At 39.4% G+C, this 25,506-nt stretch carries 18 protein-coding genes; 11 read left to right on the plus strand and 7 right to left on the minus strand.

Annotated features, from left to right (window positions below; genetic code table 11):
- Nucleotides 1–39: 39 nt before the first annotated feature.
- Both rluA and rapA read right to left on the minus strand, forming a co-directional pair.
- Nucleotides 40–693, minus strand: coding sequence for a bifunctional tRNA pseudouridine(32) synthase/23S rRNA pseudouridine(746) synthase RluA (gene rluA, locus R0J88_RS09350; RefSeq protein ID WP_410899753.1), 654 nt, complete (start codon nt 691–693; stop codon nt 40–42).
- Nucleotides 694–886: 193 nt separating this feature from the next.
- A complete protein-coding gene (rapA, locus tag R0J88_RS09355) occupies nt 887–3,781 on the minus strand; it encodes an RNA polymerase-associated protein RapA (protein ID WP_243531684.1) in 2,895 nt (964 codons plus the stop codon).
- A 307-nt stretch (nt 3,782–4,088) separates the two neighbouring features.
- Between rapA and R0J88_RS09360 the strand changes: the two genes are divergently transcribed.
- The 3 genes from R0J88_RS09360 (at nt 4,089) to R0J88_RS09370 (ending at nt 10,227) form a co-directional block, all read left to right on the plus strand.
- Nucleotides 4,089–5,486: a PhoH family protein gene (locus tag R0J88_RS09360; RefSeq protein ID WP_010556594.1), complete on the plus strand. Its 1,398-nt coding sequence runs from the start codon at nt 4,089–4,091 to the stop codon at nt 5,484–5,486.
- A 66-nt stretch (nt 5,487–5,552) separates the two neighbouring features.
- Complete coding sequence (locus R0J88_RS09365; protein WP_410899754.1) at nt 5,553–9,344, plus strand: ATP-binding protein; 3,792 nt, start codon at nt 5,553–5,555, stop codon at nt 9,342–9,344.
- Nucleotides 9,328–10,227 (plus strand): diguanylate cyclase, encoded by a 900-nt coding sequence (locus R0J88_RS09370; protein WP_006793213.1) that lies wholly within the window; start codon nt 9,328–9,330, stop codon nt 10,225–10,227. Before R0J88_RS09365 ends, R0J88_RS09370 begins: the two co-directional genes overlap by 17 nt.
- A 37-nt stretch (nt 10,228–10,264) precedes the next feature.
- On the opposite strand, the gene R0J88_RS09375 is transcribed toward R0J88_RS09370, so the two are convergent.
- A complete protein-coding gene (locus R0J88_RS09375) occupies nt 10,265–10,645 on the minus strand; it encodes a DUF3192 domain-containing protein (RefSeq protein ID WP_006793212.1) in 381 nt (126 codons plus the stop codon).
- Between the two features lie 228 nt (nt 10,646–10,873).
- Nucleotides 10,874–11,818 carry a D-2-hydroxyacid dehydrogenase gene (locus tag R0J88_RS09380; protein WP_006793211.1) on the minus strand — a complete coding sequence of 315 codons (945 nt, stop codon included), beginning with the start codon at nt 11,816–11,818 and terminating at the stop codon, nt 10,874–10,876.
- A 102-nt stretch (nt 11,819–11,920) separates the two neighbouring features.
- On the opposite strand from R0J88_RS09380, the gene zntR reads away from it, so the two are divergent.
- The 4 genes from zntR (at nt 11,921) to R0J88_RS09400 (ending at nt 15,054) form a co-directional block, all read left to right on the plus strand.
- Nucleotides 11,921–12,331, plus strand: a complete 411-nt coding sequence (gene zntR, locus R0J88_RS09385; protein WP_203985054.1) for a Zn(2+)-responsive transcriptional regulator — start codon at nt 11,921–11,923, stop codon at nt 12,329–12,331.
- Nucleotides 12,318–13,409 (plus strand): SO_0444 family Cu/Zn efflux transporter, encoded by a 1,092-nt coding sequence (locus R0J88_RS09390; protein ID WP_410899755.1) that lies wholly within the window; start codon nt 12,318–12,320, stop codon nt 13,407–13,409. Before zntR ends, R0J88_RS09390 begins: the two co-directional genes overlap by 14 nt.
- Before the next feature lie 159 nt (nt 13,410–13,568).
- Entirely contained in the window at nt 13,569–14,705 is a 1,137-nt protein-coding gene (locus tag R0J88_RS09395) for a 1-acyl-sn-glycerol-3-phosphate acyltransferase (RefSeq protein ID WP_410899756.1), read from the plus strand.
- A gap of 103 nt (nt 14,706–14,808) precedes the next feature.
- Entirely contained in the window at nt 14,809–15,054 is a 246-nt protein-coding gene (locus R0J88_RS09400; RefSeq protein ID WP_006793207.1) for a DUF1289 domain-containing protein, read from the plus strand.
- Here the strand turns inward: R0J88_RS09400 and R0J88_RS09405 are convergent.
- The gene (locus tag R0J88_RS09405) at nt 15,051–15,749 is read right to left on the minus strand and encodes a substrate-binding periplasmic protein (protein WP_410899757.1); all 699 of its coding nucleotides are present in this window, start codon (nt 15,747–15,749) and stop codon (nt 15,051–15,053) included. The two genes, R0J88_RS09400 and R0J88_RS09405, sit on opposite strands and share 4 nt — an antisense overlap.
- 124 nt (nt 15,750–15,873) lie before the next feature.
- Between R0J88_RS09405 and R0J88_RS09410 the strand changes: the two genes are divergently transcribed.
- The 3 genes from R0J88_RS09410 to R0J88_RS09420 are packed head-to-tail and all read left to right on the plus strand — an operon-like array spanning nt 15,874 to nt 21,033.
- Entirely contained in the window at nt 15,874–16,077 is a 204-nt protein-coding gene (locus tag R0J88_RS09410; RefSeq protein WP_006793205.1) for a DUF3283 family protein, read from the plus strand.
- Nucleotides 16,078–16,079: 2 nt separating this feature from the next.
- Entirely contained in the window at nt 16,080–16,481 is a 402-nt protein-coding gene (locus R0J88_RS09415) for a GNAT family N-acetyltransferase (RefSeq protein WP_008132419.1), read from the plus strand.
- A 25-nt stretch (nt 16,482–16,506) separates the two neighbouring features.
- Complete coding sequence (locus tag R0J88_RS09420) at nt 16,507–21,033, plus strand: EAL domain-containing protein (protein WP_276753874.1); 4,527 nt, start codon at nt 16,507–16,509, stop codon at nt 21,031–21,033.
- A gap of 130 nt (nt 21,034–21,163) precedes the next feature.
- Here R0J88_RS09420 and R0J88_RS09425 read toward each other — a convergent pair whose 3' ends face one another.
- Nucleotides 21,164–23,833, minus strand: a complete 2,670-nt coding sequence (locus R0J88_RS09425; protein ID WP_410899758.1) for a bifunctional acetate--CoA ligase family protein/GNAT family N-acetyltransferase — start codon at nt 23,831–23,833, stop codon at nt 21,164–21,166.
- A 113-nt stretch (nt 23,834–23,946) separates the two neighbouring features.
- Between R0J88_RS09425 and R0J88_RS09430 the strand changes: the two genes are divergently transcribed.
- Nucleotides 23,947–24,663, plus strand: coding sequence for an SIMPL domain-containing protein (locus tag R0J88_RS09430; protein WP_006793200.1), 717 nt, complete (start codon nt 23,947–23,949; stop codon nt 24,661–24,663).
- 135 nt (nt 24,664–24,798) lie between these two features.
- Here R0J88_RS09430 and R0J88_RS09435 read toward each other — a convergent pair whose 3' ends face one another.
- Nucleotides 24,799–25,467 (minus strand): hypothetical protein, encoded by a 669-nt coding sequence (locus R0J88_RS09435; RefSeq protein WP_410899759.1) that lies wholly within the window; start codon nt 25,465–25,467, stop codon nt 24,799–24,801.
- Nucleotides 25,468–25,506 lie beyond the last annotated feature (39 nt).

Here is a 25,506-nt window from a genome sequence, read left to right on the forward strand (position 1 = left end):
TTGTTTAAAAGTTTAATTTTTCCTAAGTAATTGAGCCCATTAAAACTCGGGTTCTGCTTCAAAGGTCATTACTTGTTCGGTTACCGGGTGTTTTAGTTGCAACATTTGTGCGTGGAGTTGTAAACGCGGTGCGGCTGCAAGCGCCTCTTTATAGGCATAGAGTCGGTCACCTAAGATAGGGTGGCCAAGGCTTAGCATATGTACGCGCAATTGATGTGAACGCCCCGTAATTGGAGTGAGCTCTACGCGTGTGGCGCTTTCTTCGCGTTCAAGTATTTTGAAATGAGTGAGTGATGGCTTGCCATTTTCATGATCTACCATTTGCTTTGGGCGATTAGGCCAGTCGCAAATAAGTGGCAAATCAACCGAGCCATTGTCTTGTTCAAGTTGCCCAAATATGCGAGCAATATACCGCTTAGCAGTTTCACGTTCTTGAAACTGCATGCTTAAATGCCTATGGGCAGCTTTATTCATAGCTAGGCAGAGTATGCCAGACGTTGCCATATCAAGACGATGAACAATTCTTGCGGTTGGAAATACGCGATTAACGCGGTTAATTAAGCTGTCGGCATGCTTAGGATCTTTACCTGGTACGGTCAATAATTCGCTGGGTTTATTAACAATGAGCAAGTCGTCGTCTTGAAAAAGTATGGTTAAATACGGGTTCATTGGGGGATTGTAATTAACTAACACGGCCGACCTTAATGATTTTGAAGGACGCTATTTTAGGGTAGCAAGGGCAAAGGCTCAAGGAAAACATTGATAGCCTGTACGAAGGCTTCTAATTTATATACTTTTTTGAATATAAAAAAGCGCGGTATAAATACCACGCTTTACTTAGCTGCTGTTGTTTGCAATTTTTACTAACAACTAAAAGCTCAAAACCTTAGTGAGAAACCACGATTAAGCGAATTGCATCTAGTTGTAACTGCGCCTTTTCAATGTGTGCAGTTAGCTCGGTGCGTTGCTTATCGTAAAAGGTAATTTCTTCTTGGCGAATATTAGGGTTAATTTGCTTAAGCGCGCTTAATCGCTCTTGTTCTTCGCTAAGAGACGTTTGCATTTTAGCTAGCGACTGTGCACGAATAACCTCGAGTTTTTCTTGTGCCATGTCTTTTGCTGTTGTGATCATAGGGTGAATTGCGCTTTGTAGTGCACCCGCAAGTTTACTTGCTGTTTGACGACCAACGGCTGAAAGCTGTTGGTTAAACCCGTCAAATGCGACGTTTTCGCCTAAGTTATTACTGGCTTTATCAAGCAATATACGAATAGGCGTTGGGGGTAAAAAGCGGCCCACTTGTAATGCTTTAGGCGCCATTGCTTCGGCTACAAAAATAAGCTCAACAAAAAAGGTGCCCGCAGGGAGTTTTTTGTTTTTGAGTAAAGCAACCGATGCGCTACCAAAGTCATCATCACAAATCATATCCATCGTGCCTTGCACCATTGGATGATCCCAACTGATAAAATGTACATCTTCTTGTGAAAGTGCAGTATCACGGTCAAATGTCACTGTCATGCCGTCATCTTTAAGCGATGGAAATGACGCGCTTAACATATGCTCTGTAGGCTTTAATATAATTGTATTTTCGCCTTTGTCCTCTTGGCTTACACCAAAGGTGTCGAACACGTTAATCATGTAGCTGGGCAGCTCAAACTGGTTGTCGAGCTTTTCAATATCAGCAACTAATGAGTCGGCGGCGCCTTGTCCCGATGAGTGCAGTTCTAATAAACGATCTCGTCCACTTTCCATTTTTTTACGTAGCACAGTATTTTGCTGAGCTACTTGCTCAAGGAGTGGGTCAAGTTCGTCTTCATCACAGTTATGGGCTGAAATAAACTCGAGTAAGTCATCACGAAATTCTTTATACAATAGCTGGCCAGTTGTTGATGTGGTTTCAAATGCATCAAGGCCTTCATTGTACCAACGCAGTAACACTTCTTGCGCCGTGTTTTCAAAGTATGGCACGTGAATGTTTACATCTTGTGTTTGCCCTATACGGTCTAATCGACCAATTCGTTGTTCTAGTAAATCTGGGTTTAATGGTAAATCAAATAACACTAGGTGATGTGAGAACTGAAAGTTACGACCTTCTGAGCCAATTTCTGAACACAATAATATTTGTGCGTTATCGTATTCGTCTGCAAAAAAGGCGGCCGCGCGGTCACGCTCTATAATCGACATACCTTCGTGGAAAACCGAGGCTTTAATCGCTTCACGTTCACGCAGTATTTGTTCAAGGCTAATAGCCGTTTCGGCTTTGGCACATATAAGAAGTACTTTTTCGTGTTTAAGTGTTTTAAGTGTTTCGATTAACCAATCTACGCGAGGGTCAAAGGCGCCCCAGCTTGCGCTTTCACCTTCAAACTCTTGGAATATTTTTTCAGGAAAAAGAGCACGATGCGCGCTCAGCTCAGCGTTTTGAATACCACTCATGTTACCTAATACCGACATGGCCGTTTTGTATTGCTTTGGTAATGCCATTGGATAGGCATGCAATTTACGACTTGGGTAGCCATCAATGCCACTGCGGCTATTTCTGAACAATATACGGCCAGTACCGTGTCTGTCGAGTAGCATGTTAAGTATTTCTTTACGCGCTGGTAAATCACCTTGCTGTGCTTTTTCAAGAATGACGGTAATGTCGGTTTCTTTTAATAGCTCGATAAGCGTTGCTTTTGCATTGTCGTCAAGAGCTTGCTCTTGCAATAACTGGTTTGCAGCTTGCGCTACATCTTTGTAATTGGCTTCTTCTTCTTTGAATACGTCGTAGTCGTAAAAACGGTCAGGGTCGAGCAATTGTAAACGTGCAAAGTGACTGCTATGGCCTAGTTGATCAGGCGTTGCTGTAAGTAAAATAAGGCCTGGAATATCTTGGCTTAGCTCAGCCATGCGCTGATATTCAGTACTTGGTTTACCGTTATTAATGCTTAAGTGGTGCGCTTCATCAACAACTAATAGATCCCAATCAGCCAATGTTGCTTGTTCAAACCAGCGCTTTTTCTTGGTTAAAAACTCAAGGCTAGTAAGGACTAACTGCTCTGTATCAAATACATTTGGCGAGTCGGCAAAGGCTTCGTCGCAACGCTCTTCATCAAAAATAGAAAAACGTAAGTTAAAGCGGCGTAGCATTTCGACTAACCACTGGTGCTGAAGGTTTTCAGGTACAACAATAAGTACACGGCTGGCGCGACCACTAATAATTTGCTGATGCAGTATCATGCCTGCTTCAATGGTTTTACCTAGGCCTACTTCGTCAGATAATAATACGCGTGGTGCAAAACGTTTACCCACTTCTTGGGCAATGTAAAGCTGATGCGGAATAAGGTTAGCGCGTTGACCAATCAATCCTTTTATAGGTGATTGTTCGCGTTCAAATTTATGTTGCCATGTTTGGTAACGAAGCGTGTAACGATCAAAACGGTCTACTTGGCCGGCAAATAAACGGTCTTGTGGCTTATTAAATTTTATAAAATGATCTAAAAAGGTTTCTTTTAACTTTGCTTCTTCGCCGTTATCAACACGGGTGCCCACATAGCAAAGTAACTCACCTTGTACTTCAATAGATTCGACTTCTAATTCCCATTCTTCAACGCTTTTGATCACATCGCCTGGATTAAATGCCACACGGGTAACGGGTGCTTCTGCTGTAGAGTAAACACGGTTTTCACCACTGGCTGGAAATAATATGCTGACCTGGCGGCCTTCAATGGCAACAACGGTGCCTAATCCTAAATCTGACTCTGTATCACTGATCCAACGCTGACCTAAGGAAAAATTCATGTATGTCTCGTCTATGATGAAAAGGGCGGCTATGTTACCTGTAAGCTAACACCACTGCAAGGCGCTATTTAGCTCACTTTTAATTAATTTTATAAGTGTTAATTATAAAGAATAAAACCGCCATTTTTTAACCTATTAAAAAGGTAAATAAAAACTAAATTCAGGTTGTAATAAAACGGACTTTTATGACAAATAGACTAAACTTTCAATATGCCTTGGCAATTAAGTATTGCAGGTTTTGATTTTTGCCCGTTTTACTTAGTTATTTTGGTATAGCATAAAAATCATAAAACGTAAGGAAAGTGCTATGGAAAAAGCTTCGAACCTTGAAAGTAAAATGTATGTGCTAGACACCAACGTACTCCTCCACGAGCCCCTCGCTTATTTGTCTTTTCAAGAACATAACGTGGTTATTCCGATGACCGTACTTGAAGAGCTTGATCATATTAAAGATAGAAAACACGATGTAAGCCGCGATGCCCGCGTTGCAATTCGTGGTTTAGATGAGGTACTCAAAAACGCAACCCCTGAACAAATGCTACAAGGTGTAGCCTTACCCAGTAATAAAAAAGCAAAGTCGAGCTCTGCCGGTACGCTCATTATTGTTAACGACCATTTATTCGCAGATTCAATTTCGGGTTTGCCAGGCAATGAAAACGATCATCGAATTATTAACTGTGCTGTATATTTACAAAAGCAGCATAGCGATTCAAAAGTAATATTGGTTACCAAAGATATAAACATGCGCTTAAAAGCTAAAGGCGCAGGGCTTAAATATGTAGAGGATTACCGAACAGATCAGCTTATTGATGATATTAATTTGCTCACTAGCGGTTATAAAAAAGTAGAGGGTGATTTTTGGGGACATGTAGGGCAATGCAATACAGAGCAGCACGGGCGAGATACGTTTCATCATGTGCCTAAAAATTTAATACCCGATGTATTTTGTAATGAGTATTTACTTGACGAGAGTAATCACTTTGCAGCTAGGGTAAAGTCGTTTGATGATAAGCACATTACTATAAAAGATATTAGTGTTGAGCGGTTAATGCATCATCATGCATGGGGCGTTAAGCCCAAAAATATTTATCAGGGTATGGCGCTTGATGCATTACTTGATACTAGCATTGAACTGGTGATTTTAACGGGCCCCGCTGGATGTGGGAAAACGTTATTAGCGCTTGCCTGTGCACTTGAGTTGGTTATAGAAAAAGGTATTTACGATAAAGTGCTTGTGACCCGAAATACCCCTGAAATTGCAGAGTCTATTGGTTTTTTACCCGGTACGGAAGAGGAAAAAATGGCGCCGTGGCTCGCTGCTATTACCGATACGCTAGAAGTGCTCCATAAAGGTGACGAGAACCCAATATCGAGCCGAAATTACATCATGGAAAAGGCCAATGTACAGTTTAAGTCGGTTAATTTTATGCGTGGGCGCAGTATTCAAAATGCGGTAGTAATTTTAGATGAAAGCCAAAATTTAACAGCGTCTCAACTTAAAACAATTATTACTCGTTGCGGAGAAGGCACCAAGCTCATTTGTACCGGTAATTTAGCGCAAATAGACAGTAATTATTTAACGCCAGTCACATCAGGTTTAACCTACATAGTAGAGCGTTTTAAAAACTTTGAAGGCAGTGCAACTATAAATCTTAATGGTGTTGTAAGGAGTCGGTTGGCTTCATTTGCAGAAGAGAATTTATAACTTGCGCTTAACTATTTGGCTCGATAGTCTAATGATTGATTTTCGGGCCAAATGGCAGACTGCACGTTGAATTTTTTACCTCTCAAACATTATTATCGCTCTTTAATTGTTGCCCTGTTGGTGCCTTTAATCGTTGCTTTTTTACTGTGTTTACATCTTTACAATATCAAGCTTGAGCGCACAGTAGAAAAACGTGACGCTGATTTTCTTAATATATCCGCCCAAATAAATCATGGCATGCAATCAATCAGTGATTTAATGGCTAATATGCTTAACTTATACGAGCAGCCTGCACTGAGTCTTGCTAATCGTAATTTATTTGAAGGTATTAATCAGTATGAAGGTTATTACTATCGCCATTTTACTCAACAAGGCACCGAGATTGTAGGTAAAGGGGATTTTAATCTTTCACCAAATGAACTTTCAAAGTGGCAACAGTTAGTTAAATTAGGTCCTTCGTTTAATACAACTCTGGCACTTATGCAGTCGCTTAGCGCCGTTGCGTATGTTGATGAAAATGGCGCTGCATTTGTAGCTAGGCGTAATAAGAGCAAGAGTTTATTACTAACAGAGATTCTTGAAGGGCGATTTAAACCAGACTTTTCAGGCAGCCTTTTATCTTCAAGCCCGATTGTAAATATAGACGGGAAGGCTTACTACTCAATCGGACGCCAGCGAGAACTTGGCTCGCGTGATTATATTATCGTTATTTACGATGTGGAGGTTATTTCTGCCTGGCTAAAAAAAGTTACGCCAAATCAGGGAGAATATATATTTGTTAATCGGTTTGATCAGGTTGTTGCAAGCACAAAAAATGCGATAGCTGAGGGGATCACACTTAAAGAATACTGGCCTGAAATGGCGGCAGCACAACAAAAATTAACGGTGTTAACCAGTGGCACAAACTTTTTTATGCAGCCAAAAAGCAACCTCCCAATACATGCTGCATTTTATGAGCCTAAATCCGATTTTGTAAATCTTATTCGGTATGAAATTTTACTCGAGTTTATATTTTTAACGCTGTTTTTAAGTTTGATGTTTTGTGTGTTCTTTTGGTTAAGTCAGCGCATATTTTTAAAACCTATGACACATCTCATGCATTACTTAGAGCAAAGTAATAGCGACAACAGCAAAGAGTCTAATTATCAAATCCCTATTAATTGGCAGCCATGGTTTACCAAAATAAAACTAGTATTTGCTAAAAACAGACAACTAGTCGATTCGCTGCAAGATGTAAACCGAGAGCTTGACGAAAAGCTGCAATTGCAATCAGAAAAACTAACACGCAGTTATCAAGCTAAAGAGCGACATTTAGCTTTACTAAACACAATGTTAAACAGTGTTCCAGATTTTATATATTTTAAGAATATTGATGGGTCTTTTTTAGGGTGCAACAAGGCATTTGAAGCGTACATTGGGTGCGATCAAAGCGCACTAGTGGGTAGGCGTATACAAGATATAACTGACGAATACGAACAAATAAGTATTCTTGAAAAACAGGTTTTACAAAATCGCAGTAATGTTCAGCAACGCGTTGATACAGATGATAAGTCTTACCAACTGACGATTGCGCCTTTTTACAATGAGCAGCAGCACTTGTTAGGCACAATGGGGATCGGTAGAGATATAACAGAACAGCAGCAAACTTTACATGCACTAAAAGCGTCTGAGTCTAAATTTAGAAGTGCTATTGAATTTGCTGCGAACGGTGTTGTGCTTCTTTCGCTTGATCAGACTATATTGCAAGTAAACAAAGCAGCAAGAAAACTATTTTCTGAGCAAGGTGTGTTGGTAGGTGAGCAACTTAAACTGCTATTTGATGATAGTCAGTGGCAAGAAATTAAAACAAGACTAGCTCAGCTGCTTGATGATAAGAAAGAGGTTTATCATTTAACATTAGCACGAGGAAATTTGACTAGCTGGCTTCAACTCAGTGTATCGCTCGTGTGGGATGAAAAGCGAGATCCTTCGTATTATGTTATCCACTTACAAGATGTGAGTGCATTAACTAAAGCTAAGCACAATGCTGAGCGCGCAACCCTTGCTAAAAGTCGCTTTATTGCTAACTTAAGTCATGAAATACGTACCCCTTTGAATGCGGTGTTAGGTTTGCTTGACATGCTTATAGAGCAAGGGCTTACCCAAAGACAAATTCAGCAAACAGATCAAGCTAAGCAAGCTGCGCAAAGTTTACTCTTAATGCTCAACCGCATGCTCGATTTTGCCAGAGTTGAAAGCGCACAAGCTGAGTTAAAACTAGCCCCATTTACGGTTGTGGAACTTGTTGATATTTGCGACAGCTTAACAGGGCCCTTGTGTGAGCAAAAAGAGGTTGAGTTTATTATTGATGTTGACCCTTTAATTGCACCTAGTTTGATTTGCGATAGCATAAGACTACAGCAGGTGTTGGGTAATTTATTAACTAATGCTGTTAAGTTTACTCACAATGGCAGTATTACCTTAAAAATGGAGCTAATTGAGGGAGATAGTACCGAGCAAGCGATCTGTTTTAGTGTAAAAGATACTGGCAGCGGGATTAATGAGGCTGACCAATTACGTTTATTTGATGCCTTTACACAAGGCGATGAATCATCAACACGCGCCCATCAAGGTGTAGGGTTAGGGTTGGCTATTGTAAAACATGCTGTATCTCTTATGGGCGGCGAGATAGCCGTAAACAGTGAAAAAGGCCTTGGTTGTGAGTTTTATTTCAGTATTAGTTTACAGGTAGACGATACAAAAAATCAGCTGTTGCCTGTTGATGCTCTGGCTATTATATCCCAGCGAAGCCGAGCTTTAAAACGCGCTGTAGCAGCCTATTCAGAGTTAACCAGTATTGACTTAGATGAAGCATTGAATTACCCAATCAAACTTTCGGGATGTAATCAGCTCATTGTTGATGAAGCTGATTTACCTGAACTATTAAGTGTAAAAGCAATATATGACTCGCTTACTTCACACGCTGTATCGGTCATTATCGTTAATCATCAGCTAACCTTTAGTTCATCTATGAGCAAAGGCTTATTAGCGCAGCATGTTAAAGCATCTGCACTTGGGCAGCGATTATTTGATTTAAGTAGTGGTTTTGCATTAAAGCAAATTGCAAGTGACGCTAATATACAGGCACAGCAACCGAGTAGAGAGGTGTCAGGTTTACTGATCTTGGCAATTGATGATAATAAACTAAACTTAGAAATTATAAGTAGTGTTTTAGAAAAAGCTAATGTAAATGTTGTAACCTCAACCAATGCATCTGATGGTATGGAGCTGCTACAAGTTTTAAAACCAGATCTGATTTTAATGGATGTGCAAATGCCGCATATAGATGGTTGTCAAGCTACTACTTTGATTCGTCAACAGTTTGACGATAAGCAATTGCCTATATTTGCATTGACAGCCCATTGTGAACCTGCGGATATAGAGCGTTCGTTAAAATGCGGTATGAATAAACATTTAACAAAGCCCGTTGTTGCTAAAGTTCTTCTAGATGCCATTGCAGATATGCAGATCACTAAAACGGTATTTTTTGATAGGGCATTTGCCTTAGCTCAATTTAGTGCTGATGAGGCGTTACTTAATACTATGATTGATAAATTTGCTAGCCTATGTGAGACCCAATTACAACAAATTGACGAATGTACCGTTAAAGGTGAATTGGTACGTTTAGTGCATAGTATCAAAGGAGTATCGGGTAACTTGGGTTTTAAGCGGTTATCGTCTTGTGCGCTTCAGTGCGAACAAAGTCTTAAAGCAACCAATGACCCTGAAGATCAAATCATAAAAGAGCTTATTATGCAGTTGAAGCAGGTTATTGTATTTATTAGAGGTTTGGAGGCGGTGGATGTCAAAAAAAGCTAAAGTGCTTGTAGTTGACGATGATCCACTTAACAGATTAGTGCTTGAAAAAACGTTGTGTGAAGAGCATGACGTGTTTTTAGCTAAAAGTGCAGAAGAGGCACTCGCTTTTGTAAGAACTACGCAGTTTGATTTGATTTTGCTTGATATTGTAATGCCCGTTATGAACGGCTTTGAACTTATTGTTAAGTTAAAAGAAAATCCTATTACCCAGGCTATTCCAGTTATTTTTATTTCTGCTAATCAAGAGCATGCTGATGAATCAAAAGGATTAGAGCTAGGCGCGATGGACTATATTACTAAGCCATTCAGTGCTTCTATTGTTAGAGTGCGAGTACGAAATCAATTACTGATAAAACAAAAAAACGATTTACTTGAAATGTTAGCGTCCATAGATGGATTAACCGAAATACCCAACAGACGCTACCTTGATGAAAATTTGTCTCGAGAGTGGCGAAGAAGTAAACGAGGGGGCTCGGTGCTATCTGTACTGCTAATGGATATAGATTACTTTAAACGATACAACGACACATACGGTCACAGAGCCGGTGATGAATGTTTAAAAAAAGTAGCACAATCTTTATTGGCACAATGTAAACGTGGAAGTGACTTTATTGCCCGCTACGGTGGGGAAGAGTTTGCGGCTATTTTACCTGATGTATCTAAAGAGGAAGCAATTGCGTTTGCAAATAAGCTCAGAAATGCTGTAAACAAATTAAATATAGAGCACAAAACATCGTTAAATGCACAATGCATAACTATCAGTATTGGCGTTGCAACTATGGAAGATGGCCGCTCAACCTCAGAGCATTCATTATTAGAAGAAGCTGACTTAGGGTTGTATGAAGCAAAAGAGGCTGGCCGTAATAGAGTGGTCGCTCACTAATAAAATAGGCCAGTAACGTTACTGGCCTTTTTGTATTTTAGTGGCTAACCATATTTAATGCGCTGTCACCAATACCGACAAGTTTATCGTTTTTGAATACAAGTGGCGTACACTCATCTTTAGTCATTTTACCATCAGAATGAATACTATGAGTTGCATAAAATAAGACTTGATACACATCATCCCCTTTTTTTAGTAACTCTGTAAAATTAGGGGTTTTAAGTGTTGTTAATACCGACTGGTAGCTGCTATCCATTTTTAATTCAGAAATCGCTTCGCGATTATTTTTGTGCTTAGTTTGCCAGCTAGTTGAGTCATTACCTGCCCAGTGCGTTTCTGCTTCACCATCAGATACGGCGATAACACAACCCGTTAAAAATGGAGTAATAAGTGCCGCTGCTAGTAGAGATTTATTCATTTTTGTATGTACCTTAATCATTTTTACTTAATTATTAATGATAGTAACGCAAAGTATACGCCAAGTTTAAATTTTATTTATAATCAATTGCTTACGTTGTGTGTGGTATTTAGTTAATTTTAAAAAATAAAAAAATTGGTAAAAACAGCCACTTTTTAGTTTATTTAACCCAAGCAATGATTAAGGTATTTACTATTCAGAGCTCAGGTTACTTGGCTAAGGTGAGTATTAAACTAAGCGGCTACGAGACTCTCCTTGTTTGAATGCTTTAATATTTAAACTTACCTCTTTAACTAATCGCACAATTGATTCGGTGCTTGCCCACGCAATATGCGGCGTTAGCAATAGGTTACTCCCTTTATAATTTGCCAGTGGATTTGAAAGCTCAGCAGGCTCTTTTGTTAATACATCAACGCCTGCGCCAGCAATTATATTTTGCTCTAGTGCACTGGTTAAATCCGCCTCATTAATAATACCGCCTCGTGCTGTGTTAATTATGATGCAGCTTGGTTTCATTACTTTAAATTCGTTTAAGGTAATTAGATTGCGCGTTTCTTCTGTTAACGGACAGTGCACACTAATTATGTCTGCGGTTTTTATGGCTTCGTCAAAGGGCGTTCTGCCATCACGGCATGGTGCGCCTTTGCGCTCAGACATAACTACATTTGCACCAAAAGCCTCGGCTACATTTGCAACAGCCTGTCCTAGTGTACCACCGCCTATGATTGTTAGTGTTTTGCCTTGTAAATCATTAAAACTGTAGTCAAGACGGCAAAACATTTCACTTTTCTGCCAAGCACCTTGCTGACAATCAGCTTGATATCGGTGTGTATTACCTAGCAGGTTTGTGATTAAAGAGAAGGTATGTTGAACAACCGAAGGTGTTGAATAACCTGCAACGTTTGTAACTGCAATGCCGTGATCTTTTGCAGCCTCTAGATCAACATTATTAGTTCCCGTAGCACTCACGCATATTAGTTTTAGATTTTTTAGTTGGCTAATTGTTTCGCGGTTTAACACGACCTTATTGGTAATTAAAATATCAGCCCCTTGGCTATGCTCAACAACTTGCTCTGGGCTAGTAAGTTCGTAGGTTTTAAGGCTCCCTAGTTGCTCTAAACAGGCAAGTGATGTATTTGCTAATGTGGCGTTATCGAGAACAGTAATTTTCATGATGTGTCCTAATTAAATAAAATAATTTTAATACTTGACCTTGGTGCGTGCTCTAAGGTTTATAGTTGGCATCAGTTGAGAATATACTCATTGGAGAAACAAATGAAAATAGGTGAGTTTGCAAATCAGTTAGGTGTCTCAACAGATACCCTAAGATACTATGAAAAACACAATTTGTTAACGCCATCAAGTCGAACCGAGGCAGGTTATCGCGATTATGATAAGGCAGCTCTCAAACAAATGAAGTTTATTTTGCGTGCTAAAAATGTTGGTTTTAGCTTGTTAGAGATCAGAGAGTTACTGCAAATTAAATTTAAAAAACACCAGCATTCGTGCCATGAAGTGAAAGATTTAACAATACAAAAACGCGATCTAGTTGCAGAGCGTATTGCTGAGCTAACACGTTTTCATCAATCGCTATCGATACTGGCAGATAAGTGCTGTGGTGGACAAGAACCCGCTTATAACTGTTCAATATTAACAACCTTGGAGGACATCGATGGACTTACTTAATAATTTTTGGCAGTTATTTTTACTATCTGCCCCTTGGTTAATGCTTGGTTTACTGATTGCTGGGTTATTAAATGTATATTTACCGGCAAATTTTTTAAATAAACATTTAGGTAAAGAAGGCTTTTTGACCACAGTGAAAGCGGCTTTAATTGGTGCGCCAATGCCCTTGTGTTCATGTGGTGTTATTCCTGCTGCAATAGGATTGAGACGCGCCGGTGCTTCAAAAGGTGCCACGACTGCGTTTTTAGTGTCGACGCCTGAAACGGGGGTTGATTCTGTTTCAGTATCGTATGTGTTATTAGGTCCGTTTATGTCTATTATTCGTCCCATAGCTGCTATCTGCAGTGCTATTGTTGCAGGTGTGTTAGTTGGGCGAGATACCGATAGGCTGCAGACTAAGCCAGCCGCAGATGCTCAAACAAAAACCAGTTGTTGTGCGTCTAAAACGGCGGAGCCTAAAGTTCAAACCAGTTGTTGTGATAAACCAAACAAGGCATTACAAAGTCAATGGCAGAAAGTACAACAAGCGATAAGTTTTAGCTGCAATAAACTTCTGTCGGATACCATGGTCTGGTTAATGATTGGTTTATTCTTTGCCGCGTTGGTACAGACCTATGTTCCAGAGTCATTTTTAACACAGTGGGGCAGTGGCATTGTTGCCATGCTTGTGGTGATTTTGATCAGTATACCCATGTATATTTGTGCCACTGCTTCTACGCCTATTGCTGCAGGCTTGTTATTGAGTGGAGTATCGCCTGGAGCGGTGTTAGTGTTTATGCTCGCAGGGCCGGCAACAAATATTGCTACGTTAGGTGTTGTAGCTAATGAGCTTGGCAAGCGTGCTGTATTCGCTTATTTGACAGGGGTTATTGGGGTTGCATTGATTTTTGGGTTTTTAACGGATTATTTAGTAACTGAGTTTGGGTTTGTTGTTTCCCCGCAACTAGGTGAAGAGCATCAGGTGCTTCCATATTGGCTAAGCTTTATTTGTGGTGTAATTTTAATCGCACTTATTCTGCGTTTAGTTGTCATAGCATTACAAGCAAAGCGAAAGGTAACTGGTAAGAGCATTACTTAATTCTTTGTTATATATGTACTTTTTAGAGTGCTTGTAAGTTTTTATAAAAATGCAATAGCCTGACTTAGTTCGCATTTCAGTTTGCCTGAGTTATACTCAAACCAATAAAACAAACGGTACGTATTTTACGTGCCGTTTTTTAACTTTATAGATGCAGTAATGAGTGAATTAGAAGACAAGTACGCAGACATAAGACCTTACAACGACAATGAGGTTAACGCATCATTAGCGCGTTTAATGAGTGATGATGCATTTATAGATGTCATTGCTAAGTATAATCTACCGCGCTTTCTATCAGCAGTGCCATTTATTGCCCGCCCATTGGTAAGAAGCCAACTACGCAAAAAGTGGGGAAAAGTAACGAGCGTTGAAGATGTTCAAAATGAAGTTGCTACGTATTTAGATAAACTTATAAAACGCACCACGTCAAAAGTCACCTTTTCAGGTTTAGATAAATTAGATCCTAATCAAGCTTATTTATTTGTTTCTAACCACCGCGATATAGTGCTTGATCCTGCGCTTGTTAACTGGGGGTTATACCAACATAAAATGAAAACGGTACGAATAGCTATTGGCGATAATTTACTGCAAATACCCTACATAACAGAGCTGATGCGTTTAAATAAAAGCTTTATTGTTAAGCGCTCAGCTAAAGCCCCTAAAGAAATGCTAAAAGCCCTTACTCAATTGTCGTCGTATATTTATGACTCACTAATGGGCGGGCACTCCATTTGGATTGCACAAAAAGAAGGGCGCGCTAAAGATGGCTTTGATCAAACCGATCCTGCATTACTAAAAATGTTGCAACTTAATGGCCGTAAGCAAAAGAAAGAGTTTGGTGAATACATTAAAGAGCTAAAAGTTGTGCCTGTGTCTATTTCTTATCAATATGAGCCATGCGCTATAGCAAAAGCTAAAGAGCTTTATCATAAGCAACAACATGGTGAATATGTTAAGTCGGTGGGTGAAGATATTTTAAGCATTGTTGAGGGCTTTAGTACGGCAAAGGGCCATATTCATTTAGCTTTTGGGCAGCCTATTGAGTCACAATGCGATAGCGCTGAGGAACTTGCTAACACTATTGACCAGCAAATAATAGATTCATTTTACTTACATCCAGGCAATTATATTGCTGGTGGTTGTAAAGAGTCGGTAATTAACTCTCCAGATACGGCAACATTTGAACAACGTATTGCGCAGGTACCTGAAGAGCTTAAGCCACTTGTATTGGCTATGTATGCAAAACCATTTCATCGTAAAGCACAAATAAATGTTAAAAGCCCTGAATCGCTTTAGCAATAAGTATATAAAGTAAAAAGTAGCAATAGTATTGCTACTTTTTTTTTGTTTAAAAATAACGCTATACTGCAAGTATGACCTTAACTAAGCGGTGTATGCTATGCAACAAATTGAAATATTTGATATTCCAAGTCCTTGTAAAAGTATTTGCTTAGTTAACAATCGAGGGTATTGCAAAGGGTGTTACCGTAGTCGTGACGAGCGATTTTTATGGAACTCTTTAACCAATGCACAAAAGAAAAAAGTTTTGAGCCTATGTCAGCAGCGCTACAAGCGATATCTTCTCAAAAAACAGCAAGCTGAAAGTGCAACTAACACGACAAAGCAGCACGGATTCGATTTTTAATCATACATATTGTATTTAGCTTTAAGCGCATAAGCCGTGCCATTGTTATGAAGTTTATTGAGTGCCGCTTCTAAGCCTTCAATTAGGTGCGCATTTTTTTTGTTTAAGTAATGATAAACAGGTGTTACACGTAGTGTCTCTTTTTGGTAGCAAACATCAGGATGCTGGATTGGTAGACTGTCAGATGCAAAATCGAGTAGCAATATACCTTTTACTTTTTTTTGAGTAAGCAGGTTTAGTTGCGTACTTATATTTTTTACTTCAATTACATTACCATCAAATTGCGTATTTTTTATGTACTGTGCTTGTATGGGGCAATCAGCTAAAATAGCAACGTTATCGAGCCGGTTTAATATGCTTTGCTGGCAGTTTTTATACAGTATTAATTTAAACTTGAACAATGGGTAGTTAACAGGCAGCAAATTAGGAAAATCTACCTCTATACTGTTGTCTCGACCCAACTGTCCGTCTAGTGTGCCATTATTAGCAGCGCGAAGAGCATTTTGGGGATTAAAATCGATAAGGTGTATTTCGTAGCCTATGTCCTTGTAGGCGAGTGTAAGAAGCTCAAGAACATAATTTGCTTGCGGTACGTTATCAGGGCGGTTAAATGTGAGCGTGTTTTGATTGCTAAAACATGCCGTGCTCAACATAAAACACGTTAATAGAAACAATACACTAAAGCGACTTTGCATTATCATTTCCAATTACTGCTGAGATAAATTAATAAGAGGCGTATAATAGCAAGGTGCTTGCTTTTTGCCCAGCACTGCAAGCTATGTATTACACCCTAAGCCATATAAAGAATGAGGAAATCCTGTGAGTTTTAACCTATGTTTATTACCACGTGAAGATAAGTACCAAATCCAGCTCGACTATGAAGCCTCATTTTGGGCATACCAAATTAAGCGTAATAAAAAAACACGCGAGCAAGTTTATAATACAATCCATAGCCGTCCAGTAGCAGAGCAAACGGTATTAAAACAAAAGTTTGAGCAATATTTGGCACTAATGCTTAGTTAAAAATGTATACCACCCAATTATTAGATAAAGTAAAAACACCCTTAGTAAATAAATTTTACAAACTACATGGGGCTAGCGGGCGCGCTAATAAGCAAGATCAAGTCTGGGTTATATACTTAGATGAGCAAATAGTGGCTGCATGTAGGGTGCAACATAAATCCAATTTTTTGTTTTTATCCACGGTTTATGTTGCTAAAGAACACCGCTCAAAAGGGCTAGCAAAGCAATTAATAACTGATCTTTTGAAGCATCAACACATGCATGTTTATACCTTTGCATTTAAAAACATAGTCGATTTATACCTCAGTATTGGTTTTAACCAAGTGTTAACATATACTGCTGATCTACACGTACTTTTTGATATGTATAAGCACCGTAATATTGTCGCACTAGAGTACCCATAAAAATAAAAAACCATATGGAATGACCATGAGTAAGGGCGTTAATTGGATTTTAAGTTGCTGCTTAGTTTTAATAACTATAGTGAGTTGCCAGGCTGGTGCACAAGTTAAGCGTTTATCACCCAGTGAAGGCCTATCACAAAGCTACGTTAATACCATACTCATCGATAATAACGGGTATTTGTGGCTTTCTACCGAAGGGGGATTAAACCGTTACGATGGGTATCAAGTAACCCCGATTAATGGCCCAAATGGAGAGCTAGAAGAAGCAATTATTGACAGAATATACCAAGACTTAGACGGTTATATTTGGATTGCCTCATTACTCGAGGGTCTTTTTAGATATGATCCAGCCACAGATACTTACAAGCAATTTTTAAGTCCTCCAAGCAACGAAGAGCAAATTTTTAATCAATCAGTATTTACCATGCTAGCGGCTGATTCAAAAACACTGTGGATTGGACGAGGTCGAGATTTTGCGAAGCTCGATATTCAAAGCGGTGTGATTGAATCTGTTTTTGAGCTGCCTAAAGAATACAAAAATACATTAGTAAGAAGCTTGTTTCATTATAACGGTTACATTTTTATAGCGACTTCTCACGGTGCTTACGTTCATGATATTGCTAATGATTTAACTCGTCCATTACAGCATTTAAAAGGCGAGGCGGCGCATGTTTACCAAAATAATGTTAAGTCGTTTGAGCTGGGTGAAAATAACCAATTATTAGTCGGTACGGTCAAAGGTATGTATCAGGTTGATATTAGTGATTTACCAAGCATGTTTGAACGTCCCGATATCGCATTCAAAAATAAAGTGCTACTTGCCGACCTAAATGTGTGGAAAATAGAGTACAACCAAGGTGAAATCGATCTTGCGACAGACAAAGGGTTATTCAAATTTGATTTAAACAGTGGTGAGTTAATCAAAAATACACGAATCACTCAAAGTAAATATACCTTAGCCGACACCAGTATTATTGATATGGCCAAAGATAAGTCTGGTGGCGTATGGGTGGCCACAAAAAGTGATGGTGCCTTTTACCTATCAAAAGATACGTATCATTTTAACAATGTTGATGGCAGTGTGCTGGGTGGCGCAGGTTTATCTCACCATTCAATATGGGGAATAACCGAATTTAACGAAAAGCTCTGGCTTGCAACCAATAATGGCTTAACTGAGGTTGATTTAAAAACCAATACCAGCAAAGTATATTTAAAAGATTATAAAGCTGACGCTTACACACGCGAGTTTAGTGTTTGGCAAATTATGCCCTATAAAAATATGCTTTGGCTTAATACAAATCGAGGCTTGTATATTTTTGATCCAAATACGTACCAAGTCACTGAACCTATAACAAAAAATGCGGCAAACCAAGATCATATCTCAGGGTGGGTACACGGTGTTGCTTTAATGCCAAATGGCGATTTATATTTTATGCATCGTGACCATGGCGCGTTTGTTTATAACATAGACACTAAAATTGTGACACGATTGGGCGGTGAATTGGCACAGTTTAACCCTTTTTTAGCGCATGGTTTTTTACCCGCTTTACCAAATAAACCTGACTGGCCACTCTTTTTTAATGCCGGTATTTTATATCAATTAAACCCTAACAACTTAGCGTTAGAAATGATTTATAAAGTACCCAAACAACATGAAAACGTTGCAATTAGTGTACTTTCATACGTAATTGATAATAACAACGTGTTGTGGATCTCTCTTTCTAACTTTGGCTTAATTGGTATTGATTCATCAACGTATGAACACCTTCATACTATTGATCTTGATAAGAATAAATTAGGTACATTACTTTATAGTATGGTGCTTGACGACGACGGTATGATTTGGATGAGTAGCCATAAAGGAATATGGCGTTTAAATCCAGAAACGCTCCACTTTCAGCAGTTTAGTACAGCCGAGGGGCTTTTATCGGCTGAGTTTAATAGCTCAGCAATGGCGCAGCTTAACGATGGCCGCATTGTATATGGGGGGTTAAAAGGAATAACGTATTTTCATCCAATGGAAAACCAAAGTTATAAGCCGCTTATAGAGCATGTAAATATAACGCGGGTAAATTTAATGTCCCGAGAGTTATCTCGCGATTTAAGGCAACCTCTGAATGAAGTCGTTTTAAACCACGATGACATTGGTCTTGAAGTGGCTTTTTCTGCAATGGCTTTTAGTAATCAAGAACGTATTATCTATGAGTACCAGCTTGATAACGGGCAAAAAACCTACGCAAGAAATAACAACCGAGTACTATTTCCTAAGTTAAACCCTGGTAGTTATACATTAAAAGTTTGGGCCAAAGACCCCTTAACGGGAATTTTTACCAAGCCAGCTACATTAAAAATAAAGGTTAAATACCCACTTTGGCGTGCGCCTTATTTTATGGTGTTATATGGCGCTTTATTTTTATTTTTTATTGCCATGTGGGTCAGACGACGTAATAAAATTCAACGTATCTTATTGGCTGCGCATAAAGAAAGTAAAGACAGTGAATCCCGTTTAAAGCTTGCCCTTGAAGGCAGTGAGTCTGGCGTATGGGATTGGCAGTCAAGTAATCCAAGTATTTATCAGCCTCGTTTAAGTAATGAGCTGGGTTATAAACACGATACTGTAAGCCTTGATGAATACTTGGCTAAAATACATCCGCAAGAGAAACAACTATTTCGTTTAGAGTGGTTAGAGTTTTTGTCGACCGATAAAGGCTACTTTAACTGCACATACCGTGTACGTCATGCCAAAGGCTATTGGCGTTGGTATAAAGACTTTGGCAAAGTGGTTGAGTGGGATGAAAAAACGCCTCAAAAAGTAGCGGGTACATACACTAACATGACCCGTGAAATGGTATTTGAAGAGCACGCACGCTTATTTACTGCTGCATTTGAACAAACTCGTGATTGGGTTTTTATTCTCGATAAAAACTTTAATGTTCGTGCCTCTAATAAATCACTGCAAACCGCTTTTAACTTTGCTGCAGAGCCTATTTCAAGCAGGGCGTTAAAATTAGGTATGTCGCCTAAAAGCCGTGTTGATTACTTACGTATTATGAATAAGCTCTCAGAAGGGGAGCATTTTTCTTGTGAAGATATGGTACGCCTTCACAATGGAGAGTCGCGCCATGTGCTAGTTAAAATAAGTGCGGTTGCTGATACAGAACAACGCTTAAGCAGCTACGTGGTTATTTTAACTGATATACACGCACAAAAACTGGCAGAGAGTGAACTGCACCAACTCGCTAACTTTGATGTGTTAACCGGCTTACCAAATCGTACGTTGTTTAATGATAGAGTTGAGCATGCCCTTGAGCAAGCCCAAAAGCACTTATGCAAAGCTGCGCTTTTACATATTAATATTAAGCGCTTTAAATATTTTAATGATTCATTAGGCCACGAAGTCGCCGATGAACTTATTAAAAAAGTTGCAGAGCGGTTAAAATGCTCACTACGTTCATCAGACAGTATTGCACGATTTGGTGGTGATGAATTCGTGGTCCTGGTTGAAGATATTCACCAAATAGAAGAGGTATTACTTATTTGTACCAAACTTATGGATTGCGTGAATCAAAATATAAGTATTAACGACCAAGTAGTGAATATTAATTTAAGCATTGGTGTTGCTATTTCTCCTGATGATGCAACACAAAGTGGTGCCTTACTGAAGGCGGCAAACATTGCGCTCTATCATGCCAAAGGTGCGCTTGAAAGTAATTATCAATTTTACAAACAAGAAATGAATCAGCATGTTCAAAAAGCCCTTCATTTAGAATCACAGTTAACAAAAGCCTATCAAGAGCATGAGTTTTGTAATTACTACCAACCTATTATAAATGCTCACACACATCAAACTGAAGGCTTTGAAGTATTACTTCGCTGGCCTGAAAATAAGCGAATCCAAACACAGGAGTTTTCGTTGGCGGCTGAAGGTATTGGTTTAATAACTAAAATAATGCTACAAACCTTTGGCAGAGCATTAAATGAGCTTAACGAATGGCGAAAAGCATCTCCTGATTTGTATTTATCGATTAACTTATCGGCATTAGATTTTGAATTTATAGAGCTTGTGCCAGAGATTAAAAAAGCGCTTATCAATGCTAATGTGCCATCAGAGGCTATTGTATTTGAAATAACAGAATCTATTTTAATGCGTGACTCAAACCTTGCACTGCAAAGTATGAAAAAGCTAAAAGAGTTAGGCTGTAAACTCTATATGGACGACTTTGGTACCGGCTATGCATCGCTGACTTACTTAAAGCGTTTTCCTATAGATGTGCTTAAGATTGATCGAAGTTTTGTGCAAGACATCGGTATTGATTCTGATGATGAGGCAATTATTGAATCAACACTCACATTGGCACATAGTTTAGGCAAAGAGTGTGTGGCTGAGGGCGTTGAAAGCCAGCAGCAGCTTCTGTTTTTAACCGCGTTAGGGTGCAAGCATTTTCAGGGTTATTTATTTAGTAAGCCTGTTCCAAGAGAAGATGTACCAGCGCTTATAGTACGTGACTGGCAAGGTATTTTTGGTAGTAACCTACACGCAGATCATAGATAAGCGGTTATAAATATCAAAAATAGTGTTATTAGTCCTTTTAAGCACAGTGCACGTTAAGTTGTTAAAGCAATATTATAGCGCCTTACTGGTTTTAGGCGCTCTGAACATAACGTAAGTTATTGGGCTGAGTTTATTTTGTGTTGAGCACCATGTTAATGCTGCCTTCTTCAAAATCGCGGCTTACTTTAAAGCCCAACTTGCGGGCAAGTTCAATCATACCTGTGTTTTCTGGTAGTGTTATACCTTCAATCCACTCAACGCCCTGGCGTTTACAATGGTTAATTGCAGCATTCATTAAAATTCGACCTAGCCCTAAGCCCTGGCAGTCAGAACGAACCACAATAGCAAACTCAGCATGCACGTTGTCGGGATCCATAATCACACGCGAAACCCCTAAGGTGCGTGTTTTTCCCTCTAAGCGTTGGCAAACAATAAACGCCATTTCTCGGTCGTAATCAATTTGAGTCATTTTAGCGAGTTGATCGTGGTTAAATTGAGGTAACTCGCCAAAAAAGCGTTTGTAACGATCTTCTTTATTGAGTGATTGATCAAATGCCTTATGGGCTTGCTCATCTTCAGGTTTTATTGGCCTAAGCGTTGCCTGAGTATTATTTTTTAGCGTTACTATTTCTACAAGATCTATAGGGTAGGGGCGAATACATAACCGTTTACGGTTACTTTTTGACTGGTATCGATTTAGCGTTATGGTGGCATCAAGTACTAAAAATTGCCCGTTACTTGCAAGTATTGGGTTAAGTTCCATTGCGCTAATGTCGGGTTGATCCACAACGAGCTGTGAAATACGCGTGAGCAACGCACATAAACGATATTTGTCGACCTTTTCAGGTAAAATGCGATCCTTTAATACGCCTTTATCATGTGCGGCAGCAATTAAATATTTAGCCAAGTTCATATTAAGGGGAGGGAGAGCTACTGCCGCTTGAGCGTACTCAAGTCCTGTACCTGCCTCACCAAGTAAAATAACGGGGCCAAAATTAGGCTCTGTTTTAATTGCAATCCGCAGCTCGTTTGCACCTGCACGCGGTGCCATTTTTTGGAGTGAAAACCCATCAATAGTGGCATCTGGATAAGTGTTTTTAATTCGAATAAGCATCGCAAATGCGGTTTGCTCAACTTCATTGGCATCGTTTAGATTTAAAACCACGCCGCCGACTTCAGACTTAGAAGCAATACTTGGGCTTATAAGCTTAAGCGCAACGGGAAAACCAAGCTCTATTGCTTGCTCTTTTGCCTCAGTGGGTGTGTACGCCACTTTAGTTTCAATACATTCAACACCATAGTGGCTTAGTACTTGGCTTGCATTGTGAGTGGGTAGATAGGTTTGTTCTTCATCTAAATATTCAGTTATTAACCTTGTGGCAGCAGCTTTGTTTATTTTTGCATCGTCGGTGTTCGACTCTGGCGTTTGCGTTAAATGTTTTTGGTTTCGACGATACGATACCAAGTGCATAAACGCACCGACAGCGCCTTCAGGTGTTCGATAAGTAGGAATTGCATTATTAGCGCATATTTTTCTGGCTGCAAATGAAGCATCTTCACCCATAAAGTTGGTAAACACATAAGGGCGAGCCATTTTGGGCAACGCTTGCAGCGCTTGAACAATTACATTGGCATAGTCTTCACTTGGAGCCAGTGCCGATGGGGTGTGTATTATCAATAAGTTTTTTACTTCTTTTGCATGCAATAATATTTCTAATGCTTGTTTGTAACGCGCTGGTGCCGAGTCACCAAAAATATCAATCGGGTTGGAGGTTGCTTCCGAGCGGGGAATAACGTGATTAAGCGCACTGCGTGTTTCACTACTAAGCGCTGCTAATTTCCCAGATCGTTGAATTAGCTCATCAACCGCCATAACACCCGGGCCTCCTCCATTTGTTAAAATAGTGAGCTGTTCAACTTGCAATAATTTTGGGTGCATGGCGAGCGTTTGTGTTGCAGCAAATAGCTCTCGTAGGTCGTTAACGCGCAGCATACCCGCACGTTGAAATAATGCATCGTATACGGCATCAGAGCTTTGTTTTCCACCGGAATGGATCTCTGCCGCAAGAGCGCCAGCATTTGTCTTTCCAGTTTTTATAGCAATAACAGGTTTACTAAATGCAGCCGCTCTTGCGGCCGAAATAAAGCCACGGATGTCTTCAATGTTATCAATATAAAGTAAAATAGCTTTAGTTTTTGAATCACGCCCTAAAAAGTCGAGCAGCTCATCAAAATCAATATCTAAACACCCTCCCACAGAAACAAAGTACGAAAAGCCAATATCTTTATTTTTAGCCCAATCTAAAATAGTGGAACAAACTGCTGCAGATTGCGACACAAAGGCAATTTTACCTGGGCTTGCCACTGTATGAGAAAAGCTGGCATTTAACCCAATGTGGGGAATTAATAGCCCTAAGCTATTAGGGCCTAATAAAGTAACGTTGTGTTTATGGGCGCATGCTTTTAGCGCACTTTTTTGATCGTTCGTTAAGCCATCGGCAATAATAATAGCGCTTTTACAGCCCAGCTCGCCTAGTTGGCTAATAATGTCGAACAGGGTATTTTTATTGGTACAAATAACGGCAAGATCAGGCACTTTAGGTAGATCATTAATACACGGGTATGCAAGTACGCCATGAACAGCGCTATAGCTTGGCGTTACAGGCATGATTGGTCCTTTAAAACCGCCTTGTAACAAATTACGCATAACGACAAAACCGGCACGAGAGGCGTTATTTGACGCACCTATCACGGCCACTGAGCTTGGGTTAAAAAACTGACTAATTCGCTTTAGGCTCATTGCGTTTCCTTAGCTTTTAAATTTTGCGTTATACATTGTCTCAATGTACCCTGTTTAACAGGTTATTTCGAGTTTATAGATACGTATTATTGATATCAATCAAGGAGTTTACTGTGATTAAAACACCTGGTTTTCACACTGTGCTGGCGGCTATTTTTTTAAGCCTAGGCTTAATTAGCTTAGGGTTTATTTTAAAAAGTGCAGCACTAAATGTAAAAGAAATGGAGCGTACAGTACAAGTTAAAGGATTAGCAGAGCAAGAGGTGATTGCCGATACTGTTATATGGCCTTTGCAATTTAGCGATGCAGACAACGACCTTGAAAAGTTGGTGAATAGGGTTGAGAAAAAAAACGCTGCCGTGATCGCATTTTTAAAACTGCATGGTTTTGATGACACTGAAATATCACTTGGTAGCCAATCTATTGTTGATAAGCAGGCGCGCGAGTACGGCAATGAAAACCAGCAATTTAGGTACATTGTTCGTTCAAATATGACCGTTTATTCTAGCGCTGTAGACAAGGTGCAAAATGCGCTGAGCAAAGTAAGCCAATTAGCTAAACAAAATATTGCCATAGTACAAGATAGTTACGAAACACGTGTTGAGTATATTTTTACAGGGCTAAACGATGTGAAACCGGCCATGGTTCAACAAGCAACTGAAAAAGCCCGCGAAGTAGCTAACAAGTTTGCTAGGGATTCCAATTCAAAACTAGGAAAAATAAAAACAGCTCGCCAAGGGCAGTTTAGTATTACTAATCGCGATTCAAATACACCACAAATAAAAAACGTAAGAGTAGTAACCACTGTTGAATACTACTTAAACGACTAGGATCTATTTATTTTTTTAGGTTAAATTTATAGCGGTGTGTTTAGTATTTATGTAACTCATTAGGTTACAAATCTCGTACCTTGGTAAAATAGTTACTCGATTGGCCAACGCTTAATCTATCAAGGTTTTCACGACCTAAACCGCTTTAACTAAATGTGCAACTTGCGCGGTTGAACGTTGCAGGTAAGCAGCACTAAGTAAAATACTGGTTTCGTTAAGATCTGTTCCTTTTAATATATTTGCCAACTGCTGTTTAGCTGTTGGGTTCTGTTTTTGTTCTATTTCCATCAAGGCTAACAGTGCCGAAAATTCATGCTTTACCGGCGTGCTTGGTTTATTTGCGTACGCAATGTAACACGCAACAGGTGTTAGGCCATGAGCATTGGGTTGAGCAAGTGCTTTTACTAAGTCATCGTTAGATTCAAATAACATTAATGAGCGCACATAATTAAACGCCAGCTTTTGGGCGTTAGCGTGTTTAAATACAGTGTGTAACACATTATTGCCTTGGGTATCTTGTGCCAAGAAGCCCTTATTTTCTCTAAGCGCCGGAGTAAAAAACGTCAAGGCATCTGTGGTTGTTAACTGATTGATAAAAGGTGCAGGTGGGGTATTGCTTGTTAAAATACGTGTTGCTACATTTTGCATAAAATCGTACTTAATACTCATGCGCAAAGCGCTTTCGTATAGATGATTAAGCTGTAATGTTTGTTGTGCTTGGTTTAACTGCTTAAAGTCATTATCAAGTTCATTTAATTGATGCTTTGAAATACGTGCGTTAAGTAACTGTATGCATAACTCCATAATTTTTGCGCCTTTTAAATACCTTTTTGTTTAGCTTAA

Source organism: Pseudoalteromonas sp. SIMBA_162 (assembly GCF_046535955.1).
Lineage (GTDB): Bacteria > Pseudomonadota > Gammaproteobacteria > Enterobacterales > Alteromonadaceae > Pseudoalteromonas > Pseudoalteromonas marina.

Bases quoted from the DNA above. Each gene is read 5' to 3' on its own strand.
- rapA (WP_243531684.1), bottom strand. From the start codon at position 3,781: ATGAATTTTTCCTTAGGTCAGCGTTGGATCAGTGATACAGAGTCAGAT.
- R0J88_RS09360 (WP_010556594.1), top strand. From the start codon at position 4,089: ATGGAAAAAGCTTCGAACCTTGAAAGTAAAATGTATGTGCTAGACACC.
- R0J88_RS09370 (WP_006793213.1), top strand. From the start codon at position 9,328: ATGTCAAAAAAAGCTAAAGTGCTTGTAGTTGACGATGATCCACTTAAC.
- R0J88_RS09375 (WP_006793212.1), bottom strand. From the start codon at position 10,645: ATGAATAAATCTCTACTAGCAGCGGCACTTATTACTCCATTTTTAACG.
- R0J88_RS09380 (WP_006793211.1), bottom strand. From the start codon at position 11,818: ATGAAAATTACTGTTCTCGATAACGCCACATTAGCAAATACATCACTT.
- zntR (WP_203985054.1), top strand. From the start codon at position 11,921: ATGAAAATAGGTGAGTTTGCAAATCAGTTAGGTGTCTCAACAGATACC.
- R0J88_RS09390 (WP_410899755.1), top strand. From the start codon at position 12,318: ATGGACTTACTTAATAATTTTTGGCAGTTATTTTTACTATCTGCCCCT.
- R0J88_RS09395 (WP_410899756.1), top strand. From the start codon at position 13,569: ATGAGTGAATTAGAAGACAAGTACGCAGACATAAGACCTTACAACGAC.
- R0J88_RS09400 (WP_006793207.1), top strand. From the start codon at position 14,809: ATGCAACAAATTGAAATATTTGATATTCCAAGTCCTTGTAAAAGTATT.
- R0J88_RS09405 (WP_410899757.1), bottom strand. From the start codon at position 15,749: ATGCAAAGTCGCTTTAGTGTATTGTTTCTATTAACGTGTTTTATGTTG.
- R0J88_RS09415 (WP_008132419.1), top strand. From the start codon at position 16,080: ATGTATACCACCCAATTATTAGATAAAGTAAAAACACCCTTAGTAAAT.
- R0J88_RS09420 (WP_276753874.1), top strand. From the start codon at position 16,507: ATGAGTAAGGGCGTTAATTGGATTTTAAGTTGCTGCTTAGTTTTAATA.
- R0J88_RS09425 (WP_410899758.1), bottom strand. From the start codon at position 23,833: ATGAGCCTAAAGCGAATTAGTCAGTTTTTTAACCCAAGCTCAGTGGCC.
- R0J88_RS09435 (WP_410899759.1), bottom strand. From the start codon at position 25,467: ATGGAGTTATGCATACAGTTACTTAACGCACGTATTTCAAAGCATCAA.